This window comes from Nocardia cyriacigeorgica (genome assembly GCF_029868385.1).
GTDB classification, from domain to species: Bacteria; Actinomycetota; Actinomycetes; order Mycobacteriales; family Mycobacteriaceae; genus Nocardia; species Nocardia cyriacigeorgica_F.
Map to the genome: position 1 here is coordinate 25,687 of NZ_JARWNX010000023.1, position 17,414 is coordinate 43,100.

16 protein-coding genes are annotated in these 17,414 nt (G+C 67.5%); 6 read left to right on the top strand and 10 right to left on the bottom strand.

From position 1 onward, the window contains the following. The first annotated feature begins 388 nt into the window (after window positions 1-388). The 4 genes from QH168_RS03385 to QH168_RS03400 are packed head-to-tail and all read left to right on the top strand — an operon-like array spanning window position 389 to window position 4,132. Window positions 389-2,209, top strand: a complete 1,821-nt coding sequence (locus tag QH168_RS03385) for a hypothetical protein (RefSeq protein ID WP_280233000.1) — start codon at window positions 389-391, stop codon at window positions 2,207-2,209. Then, window positions 2,206-2,406 (top strand): hypothetical protein, encoded by a 201-nt coding sequence (locus QH168_RS03390; protein ID WP_280232902.1) that lies wholly within the window; start codon window positions 2,206-2,208, stop codon window positions 2,404-2,406. Before QH168_RS03385 ends, QH168_RS03390 begins: the two co-directional genes overlap by 4 nt. After that, window positions 2,403-2,798, top strand: a complete 396-nt coding sequence (locus tag QH168_RS03395; protein WP_280232903.1) for a hypothetical protein — start codon at window positions 2,403-2,405, stop codon at window positions 2,796-2,798. The genes QH168_RS03390 and QH168_RS03395 overlap by 4 nt, the downstream gene beginning before the upstream one ends. Further along, on the top strand, window positions 2,795-4,132 hold the full coding sequence (locus QH168_RS03400) for a hypothetical protein (protein ID WP_280232904.1): 1,338 nt from the start codon (window positions 2,795-2,797) through the stop codon (window positions 4,130-4,132). The genes QH168_RS03395 and QH168_RS03400 overlap by 4 nt, the downstream gene beginning before the upstream one ends. 11 nt (window positions 4,133-4,143) lie before the next feature. Here the strand turns inward: QH168_RS03400 and QH168_RS03405 are convergent, their stop codons facing one another. From QH168_RS03405 to QH168_RS03450, 10 genes are all read right to left on the bottom strand, one after another. Next, window positions 4,144-4,440, bottom strand: coding sequence for a hypothetical protein (locus tag QH168_RS03405; protein WP_280232905.1), 297 nt, complete (start codon window positions 4,438-4,440; stop codon window positions 4,144-4,146). Window positions 4,441-4,511: 71 nt separating this feature from the next. Continuing rightward, entirely contained in the window at window positions 4,512-5,957 is a 1,446-nt protein-coding gene (locus QH168_RS03410) for a flavin-containing monooxygenase (protein ID WP_280232906.1), read from the bottom strand. 122 nt (window positions 5,958-6,079) lie between these two features. Then, entirely contained in the window at window positions 6,080-6,736 is a 657-nt protein-coding gene (locus QH168_RS03415) for a GAP family protein (RefSeq protein WP_280232907.1), read from the bottom strand. Next, on the bottom strand, window positions 6,736-7,716 hold the full coding sequence (locus QH168_RS03420) for an HAD family hydrolase (RefSeq protein WP_280232908.1): 981 nt from the start codon (window positions 7,714-7,716) through the stop codon (window positions 6,736-6,738). Before QH168_RS03420 ends, QH168_RS03415 begins: the two co-directional genes overlap by 1 nt. Beyond that, window positions 7,713-9,410: a SulP family inorganic anion transporter gene (locus QH168_RS03425; RefSeq protein ID WP_280232909.1), complete on the bottom strand. Its 1,698-nt coding sequence runs from the start codon at window positions 9,408-9,410 to the stop codon at window positions 7,713-7,715. Before QH168_RS03425 ends, QH168_RS03420 begins: the two co-directional genes overlap by 4 nt. Beyond that, window positions 9,410-10,069: a GAP family protein gene (locus QH168_RS03430; RefSeq protein ID WP_280232910.1), complete on the bottom strand. Its 660-nt coding sequence runs from the start codon at window positions 10,067-10,069 to the stop codon at window positions 9,410-9,412. Before QH168_RS03430 ends, QH168_RS03425 begins: the two co-directional genes overlap by 1 nt. A 60-nt stretch (window positions 10,070-10,129) precedes the next feature. Continuing rightward, window positions 10,130-11,809, bottom strand: coding sequence for a SulP family inorganic anion transporter (locus QH168_RS03435; RefSeq protein WP_280232911.1), 1,680 nt, complete (start codon window positions 11,807-11,809; stop codon window positions 10,130-10,132). 46 nt (window positions 11,810-11,855) lie between these two features. Further along, window positions 11,856-12,269 carry a DUF7144 family membrane protein gene (locus tag QH168_RS03440; RefSeq protein ID WP_280233001.1) on the bottom strand — a complete coding sequence of 138 codons (414 nt, stop codon included), beginning with the start codon at window positions 12,267-12,269 and terminating at the stop codon, window positions 11,856-11,858. A gap of 88 nt (window positions 12,270-12,357) precedes the next feature. Beyond that, complete coding sequence (locus tag QH168_RS03445) at window positions 12,358-13,521, bottom strand: AI-2E family transporter (protein ID WP_280232912.1); 1,164 nt, start codon at window positions 13,519-13,521, stop codon at window positions 12,358-12,360. A gap of 35 nt (window positions 13,522-13,556) precedes the next feature. After that, window positions 13,557-14,045 carry a DUF1269 domain-containing protein gene (locus tag QH168_RS03450; protein WP_280232913.1) on the bottom strand — a complete coding sequence of 163 codons (489 nt, stop codon included), beginning with the start codon at window positions 14,043-14,045 and terminating at the stop codon, window positions 13,557-13,559. Window positions 14,046-14,285: 240 nt separating this feature from the next. On the opposite strand from QH168_RS03450, the gene QH168_RS03455 reads away from it, so the two are divergent. Further along, a complete protein-coding gene (locus QH168_RS03455; RefSeq protein WP_280232914.1) occupies window positions 14,286-16,934 on the top strand; it encodes a LuxR C-terminal-related transcriptional regulator in 2,649 nt (882 codons plus the stop codon). A 120-nt stretch (window positions 16,935-17,054) separates the two neighbouring features. After that, a complete protein-coding gene (locus QH168_RS03460) occupies window positions 17,055-17,270 on the top strand; it encodes a hypothetical protein (protein ID WP_280232915.1) in 216 nt (71 codons plus the stop codon). The last annotated feature ends 144 nt before the right edge of the window (window positions 17,271-17,414 follow it).

The window sequence follows — 17,414 nt, forward strand, 5'->3', positions numbered from 1 at the left end:
GTGGTGGATGCTTCCTGTGCGGCTCGATCCAGCGCCCACCGGCCTGAGTTCTTGCGGGGGTTCGACGCCCGACCGAGAAACCACCGCGGGGTGCGGTGGAGAGGTACGGTTCGAGTCCAGGGTTTCCTGATGAGATCGGCGTCACAGAGAATGGGTGAACGATCGTGCTCCGAAATGCGCCGATGGCGAACCGGGAAGTCGTGGCGATGTGGTTCGGATATGGCGGTGAACATGGTCGGAAACAGCGGTTCAACTGCGTGACTGCCGAGCGGCACCGATCCGGGAGAGTATGTAGTACTGTCCGTAACAGTCATATGAAACGGGTGTAAACCCATTCCGGTTGGAGGTCTTCGTGTCCGGCGCGATCCACGAAGTGGCAGGGGGACTGATGGCACAGGGCACCGAGGGCGGCGGTGCGGCCCTCGACCAAGTCGCCATCATGACCGGCTCGGCGGGCGTCATCGCGCTGGTGCTGCTGTGGGTGGGCTATCTGCACCGCACCCGGCGCATCACCTGGCTCGGCCAACTGGCCGATCGGGTGGGCGCGGTCGTCAACCGACCCGGTTGGGTGGCGCTGCCCATCGTGATGTTCCTGGCCACGATCCTCACCGCGCTGCTCGGCTTCATCTGGGACGTCAGCCTGCACATCGGCAACGGCCGCGACGAAGGGCCGCTGGCCAACCCGGCGCACTACTTCATCCTCGCTGGCCTGTTCTTCTTGTTCACCGCAGGAATGCTGGCGATCGTGCTGCCGCTCGACGAGAAGCCGGGCGTGGCCTCGGTGCGCATCACCCGGACCTGGTACGCCCCGGTCGGCGGCATCCTCATCGCGGGCGCCGGACTGTACGCGCTCATCGGGTTTCCGCTCGACGATATCTGGCACCGCATGTTCGGACAGGACGTCACGCTGTGGGGGCCGACCCATCTGATGCTGATCGGCGGCGCGGGGCTGTCGCTGGTGGGCGTGCTACTGCTGGAATTCGAGGGCGGACGCAACCGGCCCGATCCCGAACGCGCCGATGGCTGGCTGATCTGGCTGATGCGCACGTTCGCCTTCGGCGGTCTGATCATCGGGCTGTCGGTGTTCCAGGTCGAATTCGATTTCGGCGTCGAGCAATTCCGGCTGGTGCTCCAGCCGATGCTGATCGTCGCGGCCGCGACCATCACACTGGTCGCGGCGCGGGCGACGCTCGGTGCATTCAGCACGTTCGTCGTGGTGGCCTTCGCGGCGGTCGTGCGCGGGGTGGTGGCGTTCCTGGTGGGCGGCCCGATCATCGATGCGCCGCGCAATGCCTTCCCGCTGTATCTCGGTGCGGCGGTGGTCGTCGAGCTGATGGCGCTGTTGCCGTTGGCGCGGCGTCCACTGTGGTGGGGTGCGGTGGCCGGTTTCGCGGTGGCCACGGTAGGGATCTGGTTGGAATCGCTGTGGGTTTCCGCGGTTTTCGTCGACCCGTGGCCCGCGGCCATGTGGCCGGAGCTGCTGGCGATGACGGTGCCGACGGGCATCGCGGGCGGTGTGGTCGGCGCGATGCTCGGGCTGGTGCTGCGCGGTGAACCGCTGCCGCGGCCGCCGGTGCGCCGCACGCTCATCGTCGCCGCAGTGCTGATCGTGGCCGCGACCACGGCGAACGGCCTGATCATCCGGGTGCCCGCCGAGGCGACCGCCACCGTGACGCTGCGCGACGCCGAGCCCGTCGACGGCGGGCGCATGGTGACCGCCGACGTACGGATCACTCCGGCCGATCTGGTCGGCGAGGACCCCGAATGGGTGCAGATCCTTGCCTGGCAGGGCGGTGTCGGCTCCGACAGCCCCGGACGCGGCCTCGTCGTCGACCAGCTGCGGCGAGTCGGTGCCGGACACTACGAATCCACCGAACCCGTTCCAGCGCACGGAAGTTGGAAGACGGTGCTGCGCGTACAGGACGGCCGGACGCAGACCGCGTTGCCGATCTTCATGCCCGCCGATGCCGGTATCGGCGCGGCCGAGGTCGCGGCGCCGCAGGAGTTCACCCGTGAGTTCGTCGCCGAGATCACCGTATTGCAGCGTGAGCGTTCCTTCGACCATCCGGCGTGGCTGTTCGGCGCTGCCTCGCTGCTGGTGCTGGTGTGCAGCCTGATTCTGATCGGTGCACTGTCGTGGGGTGCGGCCAGGATCAACGACCGCTATCTCGCGGCCGCCCCGGAGACGAGTTCGGTGAGCCCAGGATGATCTCGGCCGTCGACCGGGTGGATGTGCTCGCCGATCACTCGGTCCTGCTGGCGGTTCCGGCCTTCCTCCCGGCGTTCGTCGTGGTCGGCATCATCGTGTTCATCGCGGTGCGCGATCGTCGCGCCGAAAGACGTGAGGGCGATGCGGATTCCGGGCAGGCACAGCAACAGTCCACTCGTGATGAGGAGCCTCGATGACCCGCAGATGGCGATACTGCGCGGTGGTGCCGGTGGTCGCCGCCCTGGCGCTCGGTTGTTCGGCCGAGACCACGACACCCGGCCAGCCCGCACCGGCTTCGGCGACCGAGACGGCCGAGGCAGACGCCGTGGTCATCGCCGTGCGCATCGCCGAGGGCACGGTGACTCCCGTGCATGCGCGGCTCGATGCGACGGTGGGGCAGCCGATCGAATTGATCGTCGACAGTGACGCCACCGACGAACTGCACGTGCACGCGACACCCGAACACACCTTCGCGGTGGAACCGGCGGCCGGTCAGCGGTTCCGCTTCACCGTGGAGGTGCCCGGCCGCGTGGAGATCGAGCTGCATCACTCCCATCGCACGGTCGCCACGGTGGACGTCCGCCCGTGACGGACGTGCTCGCGCACGGGATCTCCGGTGCGACCGATCTGCCGATCCCATTGTCCTATGCGCTGATCGGCGCGGCCTGGGCCCTCACGTTCTCGTTCGCGGTGCTGGCGTTCGCGTGGCGGGAACCGCGGTTGAACCCCGATTCGCCCGGCGTCGCGGCGCCGCGCTTCGTGCCAACGGTCATCGATGCGAGGCCGACGCGGATAGTTCTCGCGGCGGCGGGGCTGATCGCGGCGGTCGGCGTGGTGGTGGTCGGCTTCGCTGGCTCATCGGACGCGGCGGACAACCCGGTGCCGGGTATCGTCTACATCTTCGTCTGGGTCGGCGTCATGGTGGCATCGCTGATGGTGGGCCCGGTGTGGAAGATCGTGTCACCGACGCGGGCACTGCACCGGCTGCTGTGCCGGGTCTCGGGCCGGGCGCCGGAGCAGGGGCTGGTCCGGTACCCGGAATCGTGGGGATACCGCCCCGCGGCTGTCGGCCTGTTCAGTTTCGTCTGGCTGGAATTGGCGTCCTCCGAACCGGGTTCGGTGCTCGCGGTGACGATCTGGTTCACCGGCTATCTGCTGGTCGGCACGGCCGGACTGATCGTCTTCGGCACCGTATGGGCCGAACGCGGCGATCCGCTCGAGGTGTACAGCAGTCTGCTCGCCCGGTTGAGCCCACTGGCCCGCGGGCGCGACCGGACGCCGGTACTGCGCTGGCCGCTGAACAATCTCGCGGGCACCCCGGCGCTGCTCGGGTCGGTGGCCGTCGCGGCGACACTGCTGGGATCGACCGCGTTCGACAGCTTTTCGATGTTCACCAGCTGGCGGGATCTGCTCGTCGAGGTGGGCGGGGATTCCACGCTGATCACAACGCTGCTGCGTACGGCCGGACTACTCGGCTTCCTCGCCGTGGTCGGCGGCGTCTTCATCCTGGCCACGCGCGCCACCGGCGGTATGACCCGCGAACAACGGTCGCCGCTGCCGATTCAGCTCGCGCACAGCCTCACCCCGATCGTGGCGGGCTACATCATCGCCCACTATCTGAGCTTCCTGGTGGAGAAGGGGCAGGCCACGCTCATTCTGTGCGCCGACCCATTGCAGCGCGGCTGGAATATCGCGGGCCTGGCCGACCTCGAGGTGCATTACATCTTGTCGAACCATCCGTCGGTGCTCGCCACCATCAAGGTGCTCGCGGTCCTCGTCGGCCATATTCTCGGTGTGGCCGCCGCCCACGACCGCTGCCTGCGGCTGCTACCGGCCCGGCACCGGCTGACCGGCCAGCTCGCCCTCATGCTCACCATGGTCGGCTTCACCTTCACCGGGCTGTACCTGCTGTTCGAGGCCTGAGCGGGCGGCCGCTACCGGCCCTGCCAGATCGGATCGCGTTTCTCGGTGAAGGCCCGCACGCCCTCGGTGGCATCGTCGGAGAACAGTGCGGTAGCGGCGATCTCGTATTGCCGATCGAAGGCGTCCGCGGTGGTCCAGTCGGAGGTCTCCTCGACGATCCGTTTGCTCCCGATGAGGCTCAGCGGGGCATTGACGGCGATCCGCTCGGCTCGTTTCCAAGCGATGACCCGGGCTGGGACATTTCCCAACTCCCATTGCTGGCAAGGATTCTGATCGAGTTCGGTGCAGAATCTTGACAGATCACACATCGGCGGACGGTGACCGGCGGATAGTGTCTACCGCCCGGATAGGGGCCAAACCGGCCGGATTCAGAGATGGCTCAGGGCACGGCCACGTAATCGGTCGGGTCGAATGTCGCCTGTGCCTTGTATTCGATGCCGAGCAGGGGCCAGTTGGTGGTGATGCGGCCGTCGGGTTGGCGGTACCAGGACGAGCAGCGGCTCCACACGCTGTCCTCGAGTTCGGCCTGGATCCGTTCGTCGAAGGACTGCTCGACCTCCGGTCGCACCGCGAGTGGGGCGCCGATTTCCGCCATATGGGTCACGTATCGGCCGAGGTACTTCGCCTGCGCCTCGAGGAAATAGATGATCGAGCCGCCGCCGGTATTGGTGTTGGGTCCGTACATGATGAACAGGTCGGGGAAGCCGGGCACGGTCATGCCGTAGTAGGCGCGGGCACCGTCCTTCCACTGGTCGTGCAGGTCGCGGCCCGCCGCGCCGGTGATGGTCATCGGGGCCAGGAATTCGGTGGCGGCGAATCCGGTGCCCCAGATGATCACATCGGCCTCGTGCTCGATCCCGTCGGCGGTGCGCACACCCGATGCGGTGATCTCGCTGATCGGCGCCGTGGTCAGCTCGACGTTGGGCTGGGTGAGCGCGGGCAGATAATCGTCGGAGAACAGGATCCGCTTACAGCCCACCGGATAGTCGGGCCACACCTTCTCGAACAGTCCCGGCTTCGCCTTGGTCTGCCTGCGCATATGCCATCTCGCGACCGCCTTGATGGCGGCGGCCAACGGTTTGGCGTAGACCCAGGCCACACTGAGCCCTTCCACCACGCCGTACCAGGTGGCGCGTTCCGCGAGTTCGGTCACCGGCACCTTCTCGAAGACCTTGTGATGCAGCGGCGAGAACTCGCGGTCCGGCCGCGGGACGATATAGGGCGCGCTGCGCTGGAAGACCGTCAGCTGGCCGACCTGCTGCTGGATCTGCGGTACGAACTGGATCGCGCTGGCCCCGGTGCCGATCACGGCGACCCGCTTATCCGTCAGGTCGACGTCATGACGCCAGCGAGCCGAGTGGAAATCGACACCCGCGAACCGTTCGCGCCCGGCGATCTCCGGCAGCGCCGGGCGCGCCAGTTGGCCGACGGCCGATACCAGCACATCGACGTCGACGGATTCGCCGGTGCTCAGGCGCACCGTCCACTTCCCGCTCGTCTCGTCGAACGCGGCCGCCAGTACTTCGACACCGAATCGGATATGGCGGCGCACATCGTAGGTGTCGGCGACGTGCCGCATGTAGTCGAGGATCGCGGGCTGTCGGGAGAACCGATGCGGCCAGCGCGGATTCGGCTCGAAGGAGAACGAGTAGAACGGCGAGGGCACATCGCAGGCCGCACCCGGATAGGTGTTCTCCCGCCACACCCCGCCCACGTCGGCGCCCTTCTCGAACACGACGATGTCGTCGAAGCCCTGCTTCTTCAATTCGATGACGGCGGCCAGGCCACCGAAGCCGCTGCCGATGACGGCGATGGCGGGCTGCATCCCGGCTCCTCTCGATGCGGTGGGTGGTCGTCTACCAGTGTTCAGGATTTCCCGGCCGCCGCCCACACGTTCGAGAGAAGTCGCCGGACCGGGTGCCGCCGGGACCGCGGTGCGGGCCGCTCTCAGCCGAGGTTGACCAGACCCCGGACGGTGAAGAGCGCGCCGAAACCGAACAGGACCGCGATCGTCATCAGCCGGGTATTGGCGACCATCCACTCCTTGGCGGCGTCGAGCCCGTGCCGGGCGCGCTCGCCCATCAGCTGATAGAACGCGATCGGCACCGCGAAATCGAGCGCCGCGGCGAGCAACAGCAGCACGGTTCCGGTGAGCGCGATCGCAACGGTCGTCGACGAACTGGCGACGATACTCATCCCGGACATCATGATGAAGACATTGGGGTTGAGCACCCCGAGCGCGAGCCCGATCGCGAAGGCCCTTCTGGCACTGGCGTCTTCGAGTTCGGTCAGCCATTTCGGCGCTGTCCGCTCCTGTCGGCCGGTGCGAACCAGCAGCAGCACCCCGGCGACGATGAACAGCAGACCGACGATCAGACCGGCCCAATGCGAGACGTTCTTCGAGGTGGCACCCGGATCGGTGGCTCCGCCGAGTAGCGCCGCGACAGCGATCTGGGTGTAGACGAGCAGGAACGCGGCCGCGAAACTGGCCGCATTGCGTATCGGATGCCGCGATTGCAGCAGCAGCACGGTGCCCGCGACGGCGCCGGGAGTGATGAGCAGGCCGATCATCTCCGGCAGCAGCAGCACGAACAGCTCACCCATCACCGGCCCGCCTGTTCTGTGGACGCGTGCTGGCCATCGGTGGCACCGGCTCGTGGTTCGTCGGGAAAGACGCGCGCCCAGTCCTCGTGCACGCTCACCACGGGCCACCGGTGTTCGGCGGCCACCGCAAGCGCGTGTTCGGCGCCGGTGTCGTAGGCGAATTCGCGATCGTCGTCATCGTGGTGGATCAGCAGCCGCAGCCCGTCGTCACGGGTGAGTTCGAGCATCGGCACATCACCGTCGGAATTGCCCGCCGCGAGCAGCGGGCGCCGTCCGATCCGGCTCCAGATGCGCGCCGGTTTCTCCGGGCCGTCGTCCACGAACGCCATTTTCGCGCTGTAATGCACGGTGCCGCCGCCGTATTCGAGTCCCAGGCTGGAGCCGATCACGCGGTCGCGTGGCACGCCGTAGAACATGTCACCGGCCGGTCGCATGAAATCGCGGTCACCGCCGGAGACGATGTAGACCGCGAAATCATGGGCTTCCAGATAGCGCATCAGCTCCAGCATCGGCGGGTACACGCACTCCCCGAACGGTCGCAGCAGCACCGGATGCACCCCGGCGGCGAGGAACTCCCTGGCATGGGCGGTATAGGTCTCCACGTCGAGACCCGCGGTGGCCGCGGCGACCGCGCCGAGCAGTTGGGTGGTGGCCGAATCGTCACCGGCGTAATGCCTGTCGACGGCCTCGGCGAGCCAGCGATAGTCGTGCGTGGTCGCGGCGGCATAGGGCTGCCGGGTCCGCAGCCGCGGATCGTCCTCGGCCATCCTGGCCCACCGCGACAGCAGGAACACCAGTTGCACCGGCATCGGTTTCTCGGTCCACAGGGTGCCGTCGTTATCGAATACGGCGACCCGGTCGGCCACCGGAACACCGGTGCGCTCGACTCGTTCGACGAACTCGACGACCGCCGTGCGGGCCGGACTGTCGCGCCAGGACTCCAAGGTGACCTCCTCGCTCGCACTGTGTCGTGGTGTCATCGGCGGTCCAGATCGTCGAGCGCCGCGGCCACCGTCGGATATACCGGAACCCGTCGATCGGGCGATACCGCGAGGCCGAGAGCGTCGCGGAACTGTCCGATATCGCGGGCGACGACGAAGTCGATGCGCCGCAGAGCGAGTCGGTCCCGCAGTTCGGCGAGCATCGACGCCGCGCTCACATCGACGAACGGTGAGGTCTCGGCGTCGAGGATGACCAGCCGGGTGCGGTCGGTGCACCTGCTCGCGATCTGCTGTTCGACGAAGTCGGCATTGGCGAAGAACAATCCCGCCTCCACCCGAACCACCAGCAGGTCGGGCCGCTGTTCGAGTTCGGGATGCCTACCCGTGTCGACCCACAGCGCGCCCTGCTTCGCCAGTGCCGCCACATGCGGCTGCGATGCGCGATAGAGCAGGAGCAGCATCGAGACACCGATACCGATGAGGAGTCCGGGCAGGGTGTCGAAGATCAGCACACCCGCCATGGCGGCGATGGCGGCGGTGAAATCGGCGCGTGCGGCATGGCCGTAGATGCTGCCGAGGCGCGCCGTCCACACCCGGTACAGCCGCCGCAGCGCCTCGATATCGACCAGTTCGATGACGGCGGCGATGACCACGCCCGCCAGCGTCGCCTCGGGCAGGTTCTCGAACAGTCCGGTCAGCAACAGCAGCGTCACGATGACCAGCACCGCCACGACCAGCCCGCTCACCTGTGTCTTCGCCCCGGCGCTGCCGTTGACGGCGGTCTTGGACAGGCTGCCGTTGACCACCATGCCCGCACCGAGTCCCGACCCGACATTCGCCGCACCGAGCCCGAGGAGTTCCCGGTTCGGATCGATCGTGTAACCGGCTTTGGCCGCATACGTTTTCGCGGCGCCGAGCCCCTCGGCGAACCCGATCAGCAGCACCCCGACCGCGGGGCCGAGCAGGTCGATGAGTTCGCCGATGCCGATGCCGTCGGGCATACCCACCGTGGGCAGACCGGAGTCGATCGGGCCGACGATCTCGACACCGTGCTCGTCGAGCCCGAAGGCGGTGACCGCGCCGATACCGAGCAGCACCGCCAGCAGCGACCCTGGCACCAGCGGCAACCACCGTTTGAGCCCGAGGACGATCACCAGCGACAGCGCGCCGATCAGCAGTGTGCGCCACTGGGTGTCGCCGAGATGCCGGAGGATGCCGAAGGCCTGTTCGAAGAAGTTGCCCGGCGTCTTGTCGATGCCGAGCAGTTTCGGCACCTGGCCGATGATGATCGTCAACGCCAGGCCGACGATGAAGCCTTTCAGCACCGGTTCGGAGATGAACGAGGCGATGAACCCCAATCGGATCAGTCCCGCGATCAGCCCGACGATGCCGGTGGCGAGGGCGAGCGCGGTCGACAACGCGACGTAGTTGCCGCCATCGCCTGCGGCGAGGGGCGCGATGATCGCCGCCGACAGCGCGGCGGTCGCCGACATCGGGCCGACGACCAGGTGCCGGGAACTGCCCGCCAGCGCGTAGAGCACGAGGGCCGGGATCGCCGCGTACAGGCCCACCACGGGCGGCACCCCGGCGATCGTGGCGTAGGCCAGCGCCTCGGGCACCAGCACCGCCCATACCGTCAGCCCTGCGACGACATCGGCGCGCAGCCAGCCGCGCTGATAGTGCTGGAGCGAACCGAACACCGGCCACGGCCGGTCGGTGGTCTGCCCGGCCATCACAGGCCACCGATGCCCTTGCCGAGGACCACCGCGCCCATCACCAGCAGAACGATCGCCATCACGAGGTGGTTGTTGTCCTGGAGCCAGACCTTCATCGCGTCGAGCCCGCCGCGCAGCCGGTCGGCGGCGACCGCGTATCCGAGCACGGGCACCAGCACCGTCGAAGCGGCCAGGATGGTGAACACGATCACCGCGACGATATCGCCCTGTGCCGAGAGCCCACCCGTGCCGATGACGACACCGGCCGATACGCACAGCAGCAGGTTCTTCGGATTCACCGCCGACAGCACGACCCCGAGACCGGCGGCTTTACCGAAGCCGAGCTGATCGATCGCCCGCATCCAGCCCGGCGCCTCGGTATCGCCGCGGTCGCGCCACTGCTTGGCGGCGAGCAGGATCAGCAAGGCGCCGAGCACGATCTCGACCCAGGACGCCGCCGTGGACGGCTGATCGTCACCGGTATCGCTCAACGTCCCCGACAGTGCGACCAGAACACCGGTGACCACGGCGATTCCCACCACCCAACCCAGTCCGAACCCGGTACTCGTCCTGGCGGCGTCGGCGGACAACAGCATGAGGATGGCTGCCACGATCGGTATCGGCGAGATCGCCACACCCACGGCCAGCGGAAGCAGATCACCGATGACTGAGCCCATGGCGCCAACCTAACGACGCCGCACACCGCACTCGTCACACGTTGAGGGTGAAATCGGTGTTCAGGACCCGGACTCGTCCCGCAGCCGGACCCGGGCCTGGGCGTAGGCGGCGAGTGTCGATTCGCCGAGCGTGGGCGTCGCGGGGTACAGATCCAGCGCGATGCCCTGACTGTGCAGCCGATCCTGATTCCAATAGGCGAGCACCTGGGCGTCGATCCCGCTCAGATAGAGATGTCCGCCGATCGCGTCGAGGCGACGGGCGTAATCGCTGACCACGACGAAGAACGTCGCGCCGAGCGTGGTCCGGCCGCGCATGCGCAAGATGACCATCGGCGATTCGGCGCCGGCCGGGTCGGGCAGCCGTACCTGGAGGGTGCGGGCACCGGCGTAGAACAGGCTGCCGTACACGTCGAGGATGATGATCTCGCGACTGCGCAATGCGGTCGGTGCCGGCACCTCGACCAGCTTCCCGTTCTCGGCCCGCAGCTGAACCACCTTCAGGTCCACGGCTTCCTGATTGAGTTGCAGCAGCAGCGACAACGTGACCCCGACGCCGACCGCCGCGGTGACCGGCAGCGCGAGGGTGGCGAGAAAGGTCGCCGCCAGGGCGATGCGCGAGGTGGACCCGCTGCGCCAGATCGCGAGGATCCGCGCGGGATCGAATGATCCGACCGCGGCGATGATGAGCACCGCGGCCAATGTCGGCATCGGCACATGGCCGACCAGTCCGGCGAATGCGATCAGGATGACCACCATCCACAGTCCCGACCACATCGGACCCCATCGGGTACGCGCACCGGCGACGGTGGTGAGCGCCGTCTGGCCGACCGAACCACCCACGGGCATACCGCCGAGGAGACCGGAGGCGACGTTTCCGGCACCCTGACCGGTGAAATCACGATTGATATCGGATCGGGTGCCGTCGCGGTTCGGTGCGGCTTCGGCCACCCCGACGCCCTGTACCAGCACGATCACCGCGACCGCCGCGGCCCCACCGATCAGCGATGGCGTGAGCATCCCGAGATCGGGCAGGGCGGGCAGCGGCAGCCCCTGCGGTATCTCACCGACATCGGAAACCCGTGCCACCGAATCCAATCCGAACAGTGGCAGCATCGCGGTGGAGACGAGGAGTGCGGTGAGCGAACCGAGCGTGCCGAAACGGGTTCGGCCCAGTCCGAGGACGAGCAGGACCGTGACCACCCCGATCAGCACCGAGGCGGGATCGATGCGACTCGGGTGTAGGACGACCTCGGCCGCCTTGGTCACCGCCACACCGCCCTCGGCGGTGGCGCCGGTGAATCCGGCGAGTTGTCCGAAGGCGATATTGGCGGCCACGCCGGAGAGGAAACCGGTCATCACCGAATGCGAGACGAATCGGGTGTAGCGGCCGAGTTTCAGTGCCGCGGCCGACAGCATGATCGCGCCGGCGACGAGGGTGAGCAACACCATCGCCGCGGAGCGGTCCTCGACCGGAACCGTCGCCAGCGCGGATCCGGCGGCCAGTGCGGAGGCGCTGGTCGTGGTGACGACCATGAGCTTGGTGCTGGTGGTCAGGCCGCCGAAGATCCGCCCGGCCATCGACGCGTACAGTCCGTGCACCGGGTTGACCCCGGCGAGCAGGCCGGAGGCCATACCGTCGGGCACACTGCCGATCGCACCGGAAAGCCCGGCGAGCACATCGCTTCTGCGCATGCGCGCACCGGGCAGCCGGGCTCGTATCCAGTGGGTGAGCCTGCTCATCGGCACCCCGCGCGGGCGGGGGCGATGCGGCGGCGGCTCCTCGAACTCACATCTGGCTGGGGTTCCATGTGGTGACGGCCCAGATCACGACGACGTCGAGCACGATGATCAGGATCGACCACGCCGGGTAGTAGGGCAGCCACAGGAAGTTGGCGATGATCGACAACGCCGCGATGGTCACCGCCGCGACACGACCCCAGGTGGTCCCGGTCATCAGGCCGAGCGCGCAGATCACCAGGATGATGCCGAGGACGATATGGATCCAGCCCCAGGTGGTGGTATCGAATTCGTAGACGTATTCGATACCGACCACGAACAGCTTGTCCTCGGCGACCGCCGAGATGCCTTGCAGGATCGACAGCACACCAACGGTGAGCAGCAGGATTGCCGCACCGATGGACGTCCCCGCCGCGACGCCCTGTCGCACCGGGTGGTCGGTTTCGGAAGAGTGCGTCATCATTGGTCCCTTCATGCGAAGCGGTTGTAGATCGACATTCGCGGGTGCCGGACGCGGGCGCTTCACCCGTGCAGGGTGAATATGGTGAGCTTCAACCGGCCGGGACCGCATCGTCGCCGGGTGGTTGCGCGGGCTCGGCCGCACCGCCGTCCGAGACCGACGAACCCGAGCTGATCAGGACATTCGCCCATCGCGACGACGGGTCGATATCCAGTAGCAGTGCCTTCACCAGCAGGGTCAGCGGAATGGCGAGCAGCGCGCCGAGGGCGCCGAGAATCCAGGTCCAGATCACCAACGACAGGAAGGTCACCGTCACGCTCAGGCCGACGGCGTCACCCACGAACTTCGGCTGGATGATCGACTGGATGACGAAATTGATCACGCAGTAGACGACGATCACCCACAGCATCAGCGCGGGCCCGCTGTCGAGCAGGGCGAGCAGCGCGGGCGGGATCAGGCCGATCACGAACCCGATATTCGGGATGTAGTTGGTGATGAACGACAGCAACGCCCACAGCATCGGCAGCGGAACACCCATCAACCACAGCGCGCCACCGTCGATGACGGCGACGATCAACCCGAACACCGTCGACACCACCAGGTACTGGCGGGTGCCGGTGGCGAAGGTCTCCAGGGCGTAGGCGATTTCGGGCCTGGCCCGCGCCACGATCGCCATCTTGCGGTCCATGGTCATGCCGTCGAACGCCATGAACAGCAGCAGCGCGAGGATGAAGAACAGATTCGACATGATCGCGAGCAGACTCTGCAACGCCTGCTCGATCACCCCGACGAGCTTGCCCACATCGATACCGCTGAGCAGGTTGTTGATCTGCGTGGAATCCACTCCCGCATCCGCGAGCGCGCCGCGGGTGCCCGCGAGCAGATCGTCGACGCGATCGGTGTATTCGGGCAGCTGAGTGGCCAGCTGCGCCGCCGACACCACCAGCGAGCCGATCAACACGATGATGATCAGATACACCACCACCAGCGCGGCGACCATCCCGGCCCAGGCGGGTAGACCGCGCCGCTGCACCCACGACTGGATGGGCTGTACGGCCACGGTCAGCATCAGGGCGAGAAACAGCGGCCCGAGCACCCCGGAGAACGCCTTGACCCCGGCGATCGCCACGACCGCGCCCGCGATGGACAACAGCACGATGAGCCCACGCGGAATCGCCCACACCGAACCGGAGGCCGCCGGTGGCGGTACCGCCTCGCGGCGCCGCTTCTTCTCTGATCCCCTGGTGGCGCGCATGCTCGGCTCTTCTCTGGGTCGACGGGCGGGTGGGATCAGTCGGCGAAGACCTCGCGCAGCTGTGCTTCCTGCTCATGGGAGAGATTGGTGGTGACGAGTTCGGCGTGCTGCCCATGGAATTCGTCGTGCACGCGATCGAGAGTGGCGTCGGAGGTCAACACGAACAGAGCCGAGGTCCCCGGGGTGATCTGGCTCTTCAGCTCGGCGATGAACTTGTCATCGATACCGACATCGGACAGCGAACCGGCCAGCGCGCCGACACCGGCGCCCACCGCGGCGCCGATCAGCGGGATGAAGAACAGGATCCCGAACAGCAGCCCCCAGAACGCGCCGCCGAGTGCGCCGACACCGGCGAGATGATGCAGCTGGCGGGTCTGCGGCTTCTTCGCGCCGTTGGGCCAGCTGACCATGGCCGCGTCGTGGACGTTGATCAGCTTCTCGGCCTGTAATCGGCTCAGCGTGTCGATCGCGGTATCGGCACCGGTCGCGGTCGGAAACTTCCACACTGTCAGGGTCGCTGCCATCGGGTGCTCCTCTGATCGTCGAGATCGGCGAACGCAGGTCGGTATCGACGCTACGAGTCGGGCGGCGCGGCGGCCTCACACGTTTCGGATGAACCCCGGCACGGGATTTTGGATGAAAACCATGCCACAAAGTCATTACAAAGCGCACCCGGTGGCAAACGAACAGGTACGTTTCACTTGATCTGCAAGGCAATGGCGTCATGGCAACGATTCGTCGACGGTGCAGCTCCAGGAGGCGCGGTGTCCGCTTCGCAGTCCATATCGCCCGGTGCGGTGAATAGCCGGGCCGTTGCCGTGGGCGGTCGCGCGGGCCGAGGGGTGCCCACGCTGCCGTTCCCGCCGATCCGGCTCACGCCCGCCATCGACGCGTTGGACCGGGCCTGCGACGACAGCAAGGTCACGCTGGTATGCGCGCCCGCGGGTTCCGGTAAGACCGCGCTCGTGGTGGCCTGGCTCGAGGATCGGCTGCGCCGCGACGCCACGCTCGAGGTCGGCTGGGTGACGGTGACCGAGCAGATGGACGATCCGGAAGCGTTGTGGGCGGCGGTCAGAACGTCGCTGGACCTGCCGGCGGCGCCGCTGGCCACCGGCGCGATCGGTACACCGACCGCCCATGCCGCCGCGCTGGTCGAGGAACTCGGCACCCGGTCCGCTCCGGTGGTGCTGGTGATCGATGACGCCCATCTGCTCACCGACCCGCTGAATCTGGCCGGAATGGAGTATCTGGTCGCGCATGCGCCACCCATGTCGACCCTGGTGGTCGTCGGTCGCTTCGATCCGCCGCTGCGCTGGCATCCGGTAGCGCTCACCGGACGGCTGGTGCGCCTCGGCGCCGCCGACCTCGTCTTCGGTGATCGGCAGATCGCGCAATTGTGTGCCCAGCACGAGATCGGTCTCACCGATGTCGAGATCGAAACCGTCGAGCGGCTGACCGGTGGCTGGGCCGCGCTGGTCCGCATCGCCGCCATCTACCTGACCGGCCATGCCGACGACCGCGACGGTGCGCTCTCGGCGCTGGCGCGGACGCCGCATGCGGTCGCCGATTTCCTCGTCGGTGAGGTCTTCGATCTCTTGCCGCCGCAGACCCTGGATTTCGTGATCGGCACCGCCGTACCGATCGCGTTCACCGCCGAGATGGCCGATGAGCTGTGTGGGATGGATACGGCCGGGATCCTGGAAGATCTGGCGCGGATGAACTTCCCCATCCATCACAGATCCCGCGACGGTGACCTCTGGTACTCCTACCACCCGATGGTCCGCACCTACCTGCTGGCCGAATCGCGTCGACGCGATCCGCAGCAGGTCGCCGGGTTGCACGCGCGGGCGGCGCGGGCGTTGCTGGCGGCGGGCCGTCCGTTGGACGCCCTCCCGCATCTGCTCGCCGAACCGGGCCGACCGCAGGTGGCGCGGTTCCTGCGTGACCATGGCCCCCGAGTCGTGTTCGGCGGGGAGGGTGCCGTGCTGTTCCAACTGCTCGGTCATGAGCGCGGTTTCGACGACGATCCCTTCCTCTGGTTGCTGCGCGCCGTCGACGCGGTATCGCGGGCCGACAGTGTGGAAGCCGGTGCCTATCTCGGACTGCTCACCGCGCGCGGTGTCGGCGAATCGGCCATCGTTCCGCACACCTGGTTGCGCCCACTGGCCTCCGCTGTCGCGGTGGACGCGCATATCGCCGACCATGACGCCGGGCCGGCGCCGGATCCGAGCCAGCTGCGGATGGAGGCGGTTACCGGACACATCGATCTGGACTGTTTCATCGTGCTCCAGGCCGCGACGGACCGGACGCGCCGTGGCGATGTGCGCGACGGTGAGGCCGGCATACTGCATGCGCTGGCATTGGCCGAACATGCCGGACTGCCCCGGTTGCAGATCCTGGCCGTGGTCAGGCTGGCGATGTCGGCGGGGCTGTCCGGTTCGATCGTCGCGATGCGCGAACGGGCGATGCGCGCGGTGGCGCTGGCCGAGAAGTATTCGCTGGCCGAGCTACCCGATGTGGTACAGGCCAGGGTGATGGTCGCCGGTGCCGCCTATCTACGCGGTGAACCGTCGCCGTTTCTCGGCACCGAACCCGCCGGCCGTCGCAATTACCGGGAAGCGCTGGTACCCACCGCGATCTGGCGTGAGCGACTCGTATTCGGGCTCGCCGCCTTCGACTCGGCCGATGATCGGCATCTCGCGGCCGAGGAACTCGATCGAGCCGCGCACCAGCTGCTCGACCAGACCCATCCGGTCGAGGCCACCGGCCGGATCCTGGTGCATGTGGTCTGGGTGCAGCTGAAACTGCATGCCAAGGATGCCGCGCGCCGGTTGATCGAACACGGACGGTCCGCGCTCGGGTCGACACCCGAGATGGCCGTGGTCGCCGCGGCGCTGGCCGAATCCCAGCACAAACCGGCGAGCACCATATCGCTGTTGGAACCGGTGCTCGCGGATGCGCAATCCCTGCAAACGAGCACCGCGGTGACCGCGTGGCTGCTGTGCGCCTCGGCCTGCCATCAGCTCGATCGGCCCGCAAAGGAGTACGAGGCGCTGGACAAGGCTCTCGCCGCGGCGGCGCCCGATCAGATCATCCGGCCGTTCCTCGACGTCCCCGGCGCCCTCGAACTGCTCGCCGCCAACGCGGGGCGTTTCGGCCACGGCGACGCACTGGTGCAGATCATTCGCGCCCATCCGAGCGCGCGGCGTTCGGCGGGTGCGCCCCATCTCACCGAGACCGAGCTGACCGTGCTGCGGCAGCTACCGTCCGGGCGGACCTCGCAGAACGTCGCCAGGGATATGGGCGTATCGATCAACACGGTCAAAACCCACCTGCGTGGCATCTACCAGAAGCTCGGCACCACCTCCAGGGCCGACGCCATCGCGCAGGCGCGGCAGCTGGGTCTGCTGTAGCGGGCCGACCAGCGGGATTCACCCCTATCGGATGATGTGGCCGGGCCGCCGCCGCCGCACGCTGGACACAGGATGCCCGGAGTCGACCACAGCCGCGGACCGGACGGAGGTACCGAGCCGATGCCAGCGCCGATGCGATACCAGTTCGTCATCGAGGGTGAATTGTCCGAGCGCGCGTTGGCGGCCTTTCCCGAGTTGACGGCGAGCACTCGGTCGGCGCGTGCGACGACGACCCTCTACGGCCCGGTTGCCGACAACACCGCCATGCGCGGAATCCTCGCCCGCATCGACTCCCTCGGTTTGACCCTGCTGGAGATGGCCCGCCTACCGGACTGAAGGCCAGCGCGGCCGAGCGTTCCGATCATGCGCGGCCGCGAGATGGATTCGGTCCGGCAGTTTTGTGCTCAGGTAGTGCGAACGCCTCGCGCCCCAGCGATCGATTCCGGCCTCGGGAGTTGTGGCAGGTACCAGGCGCAGCGC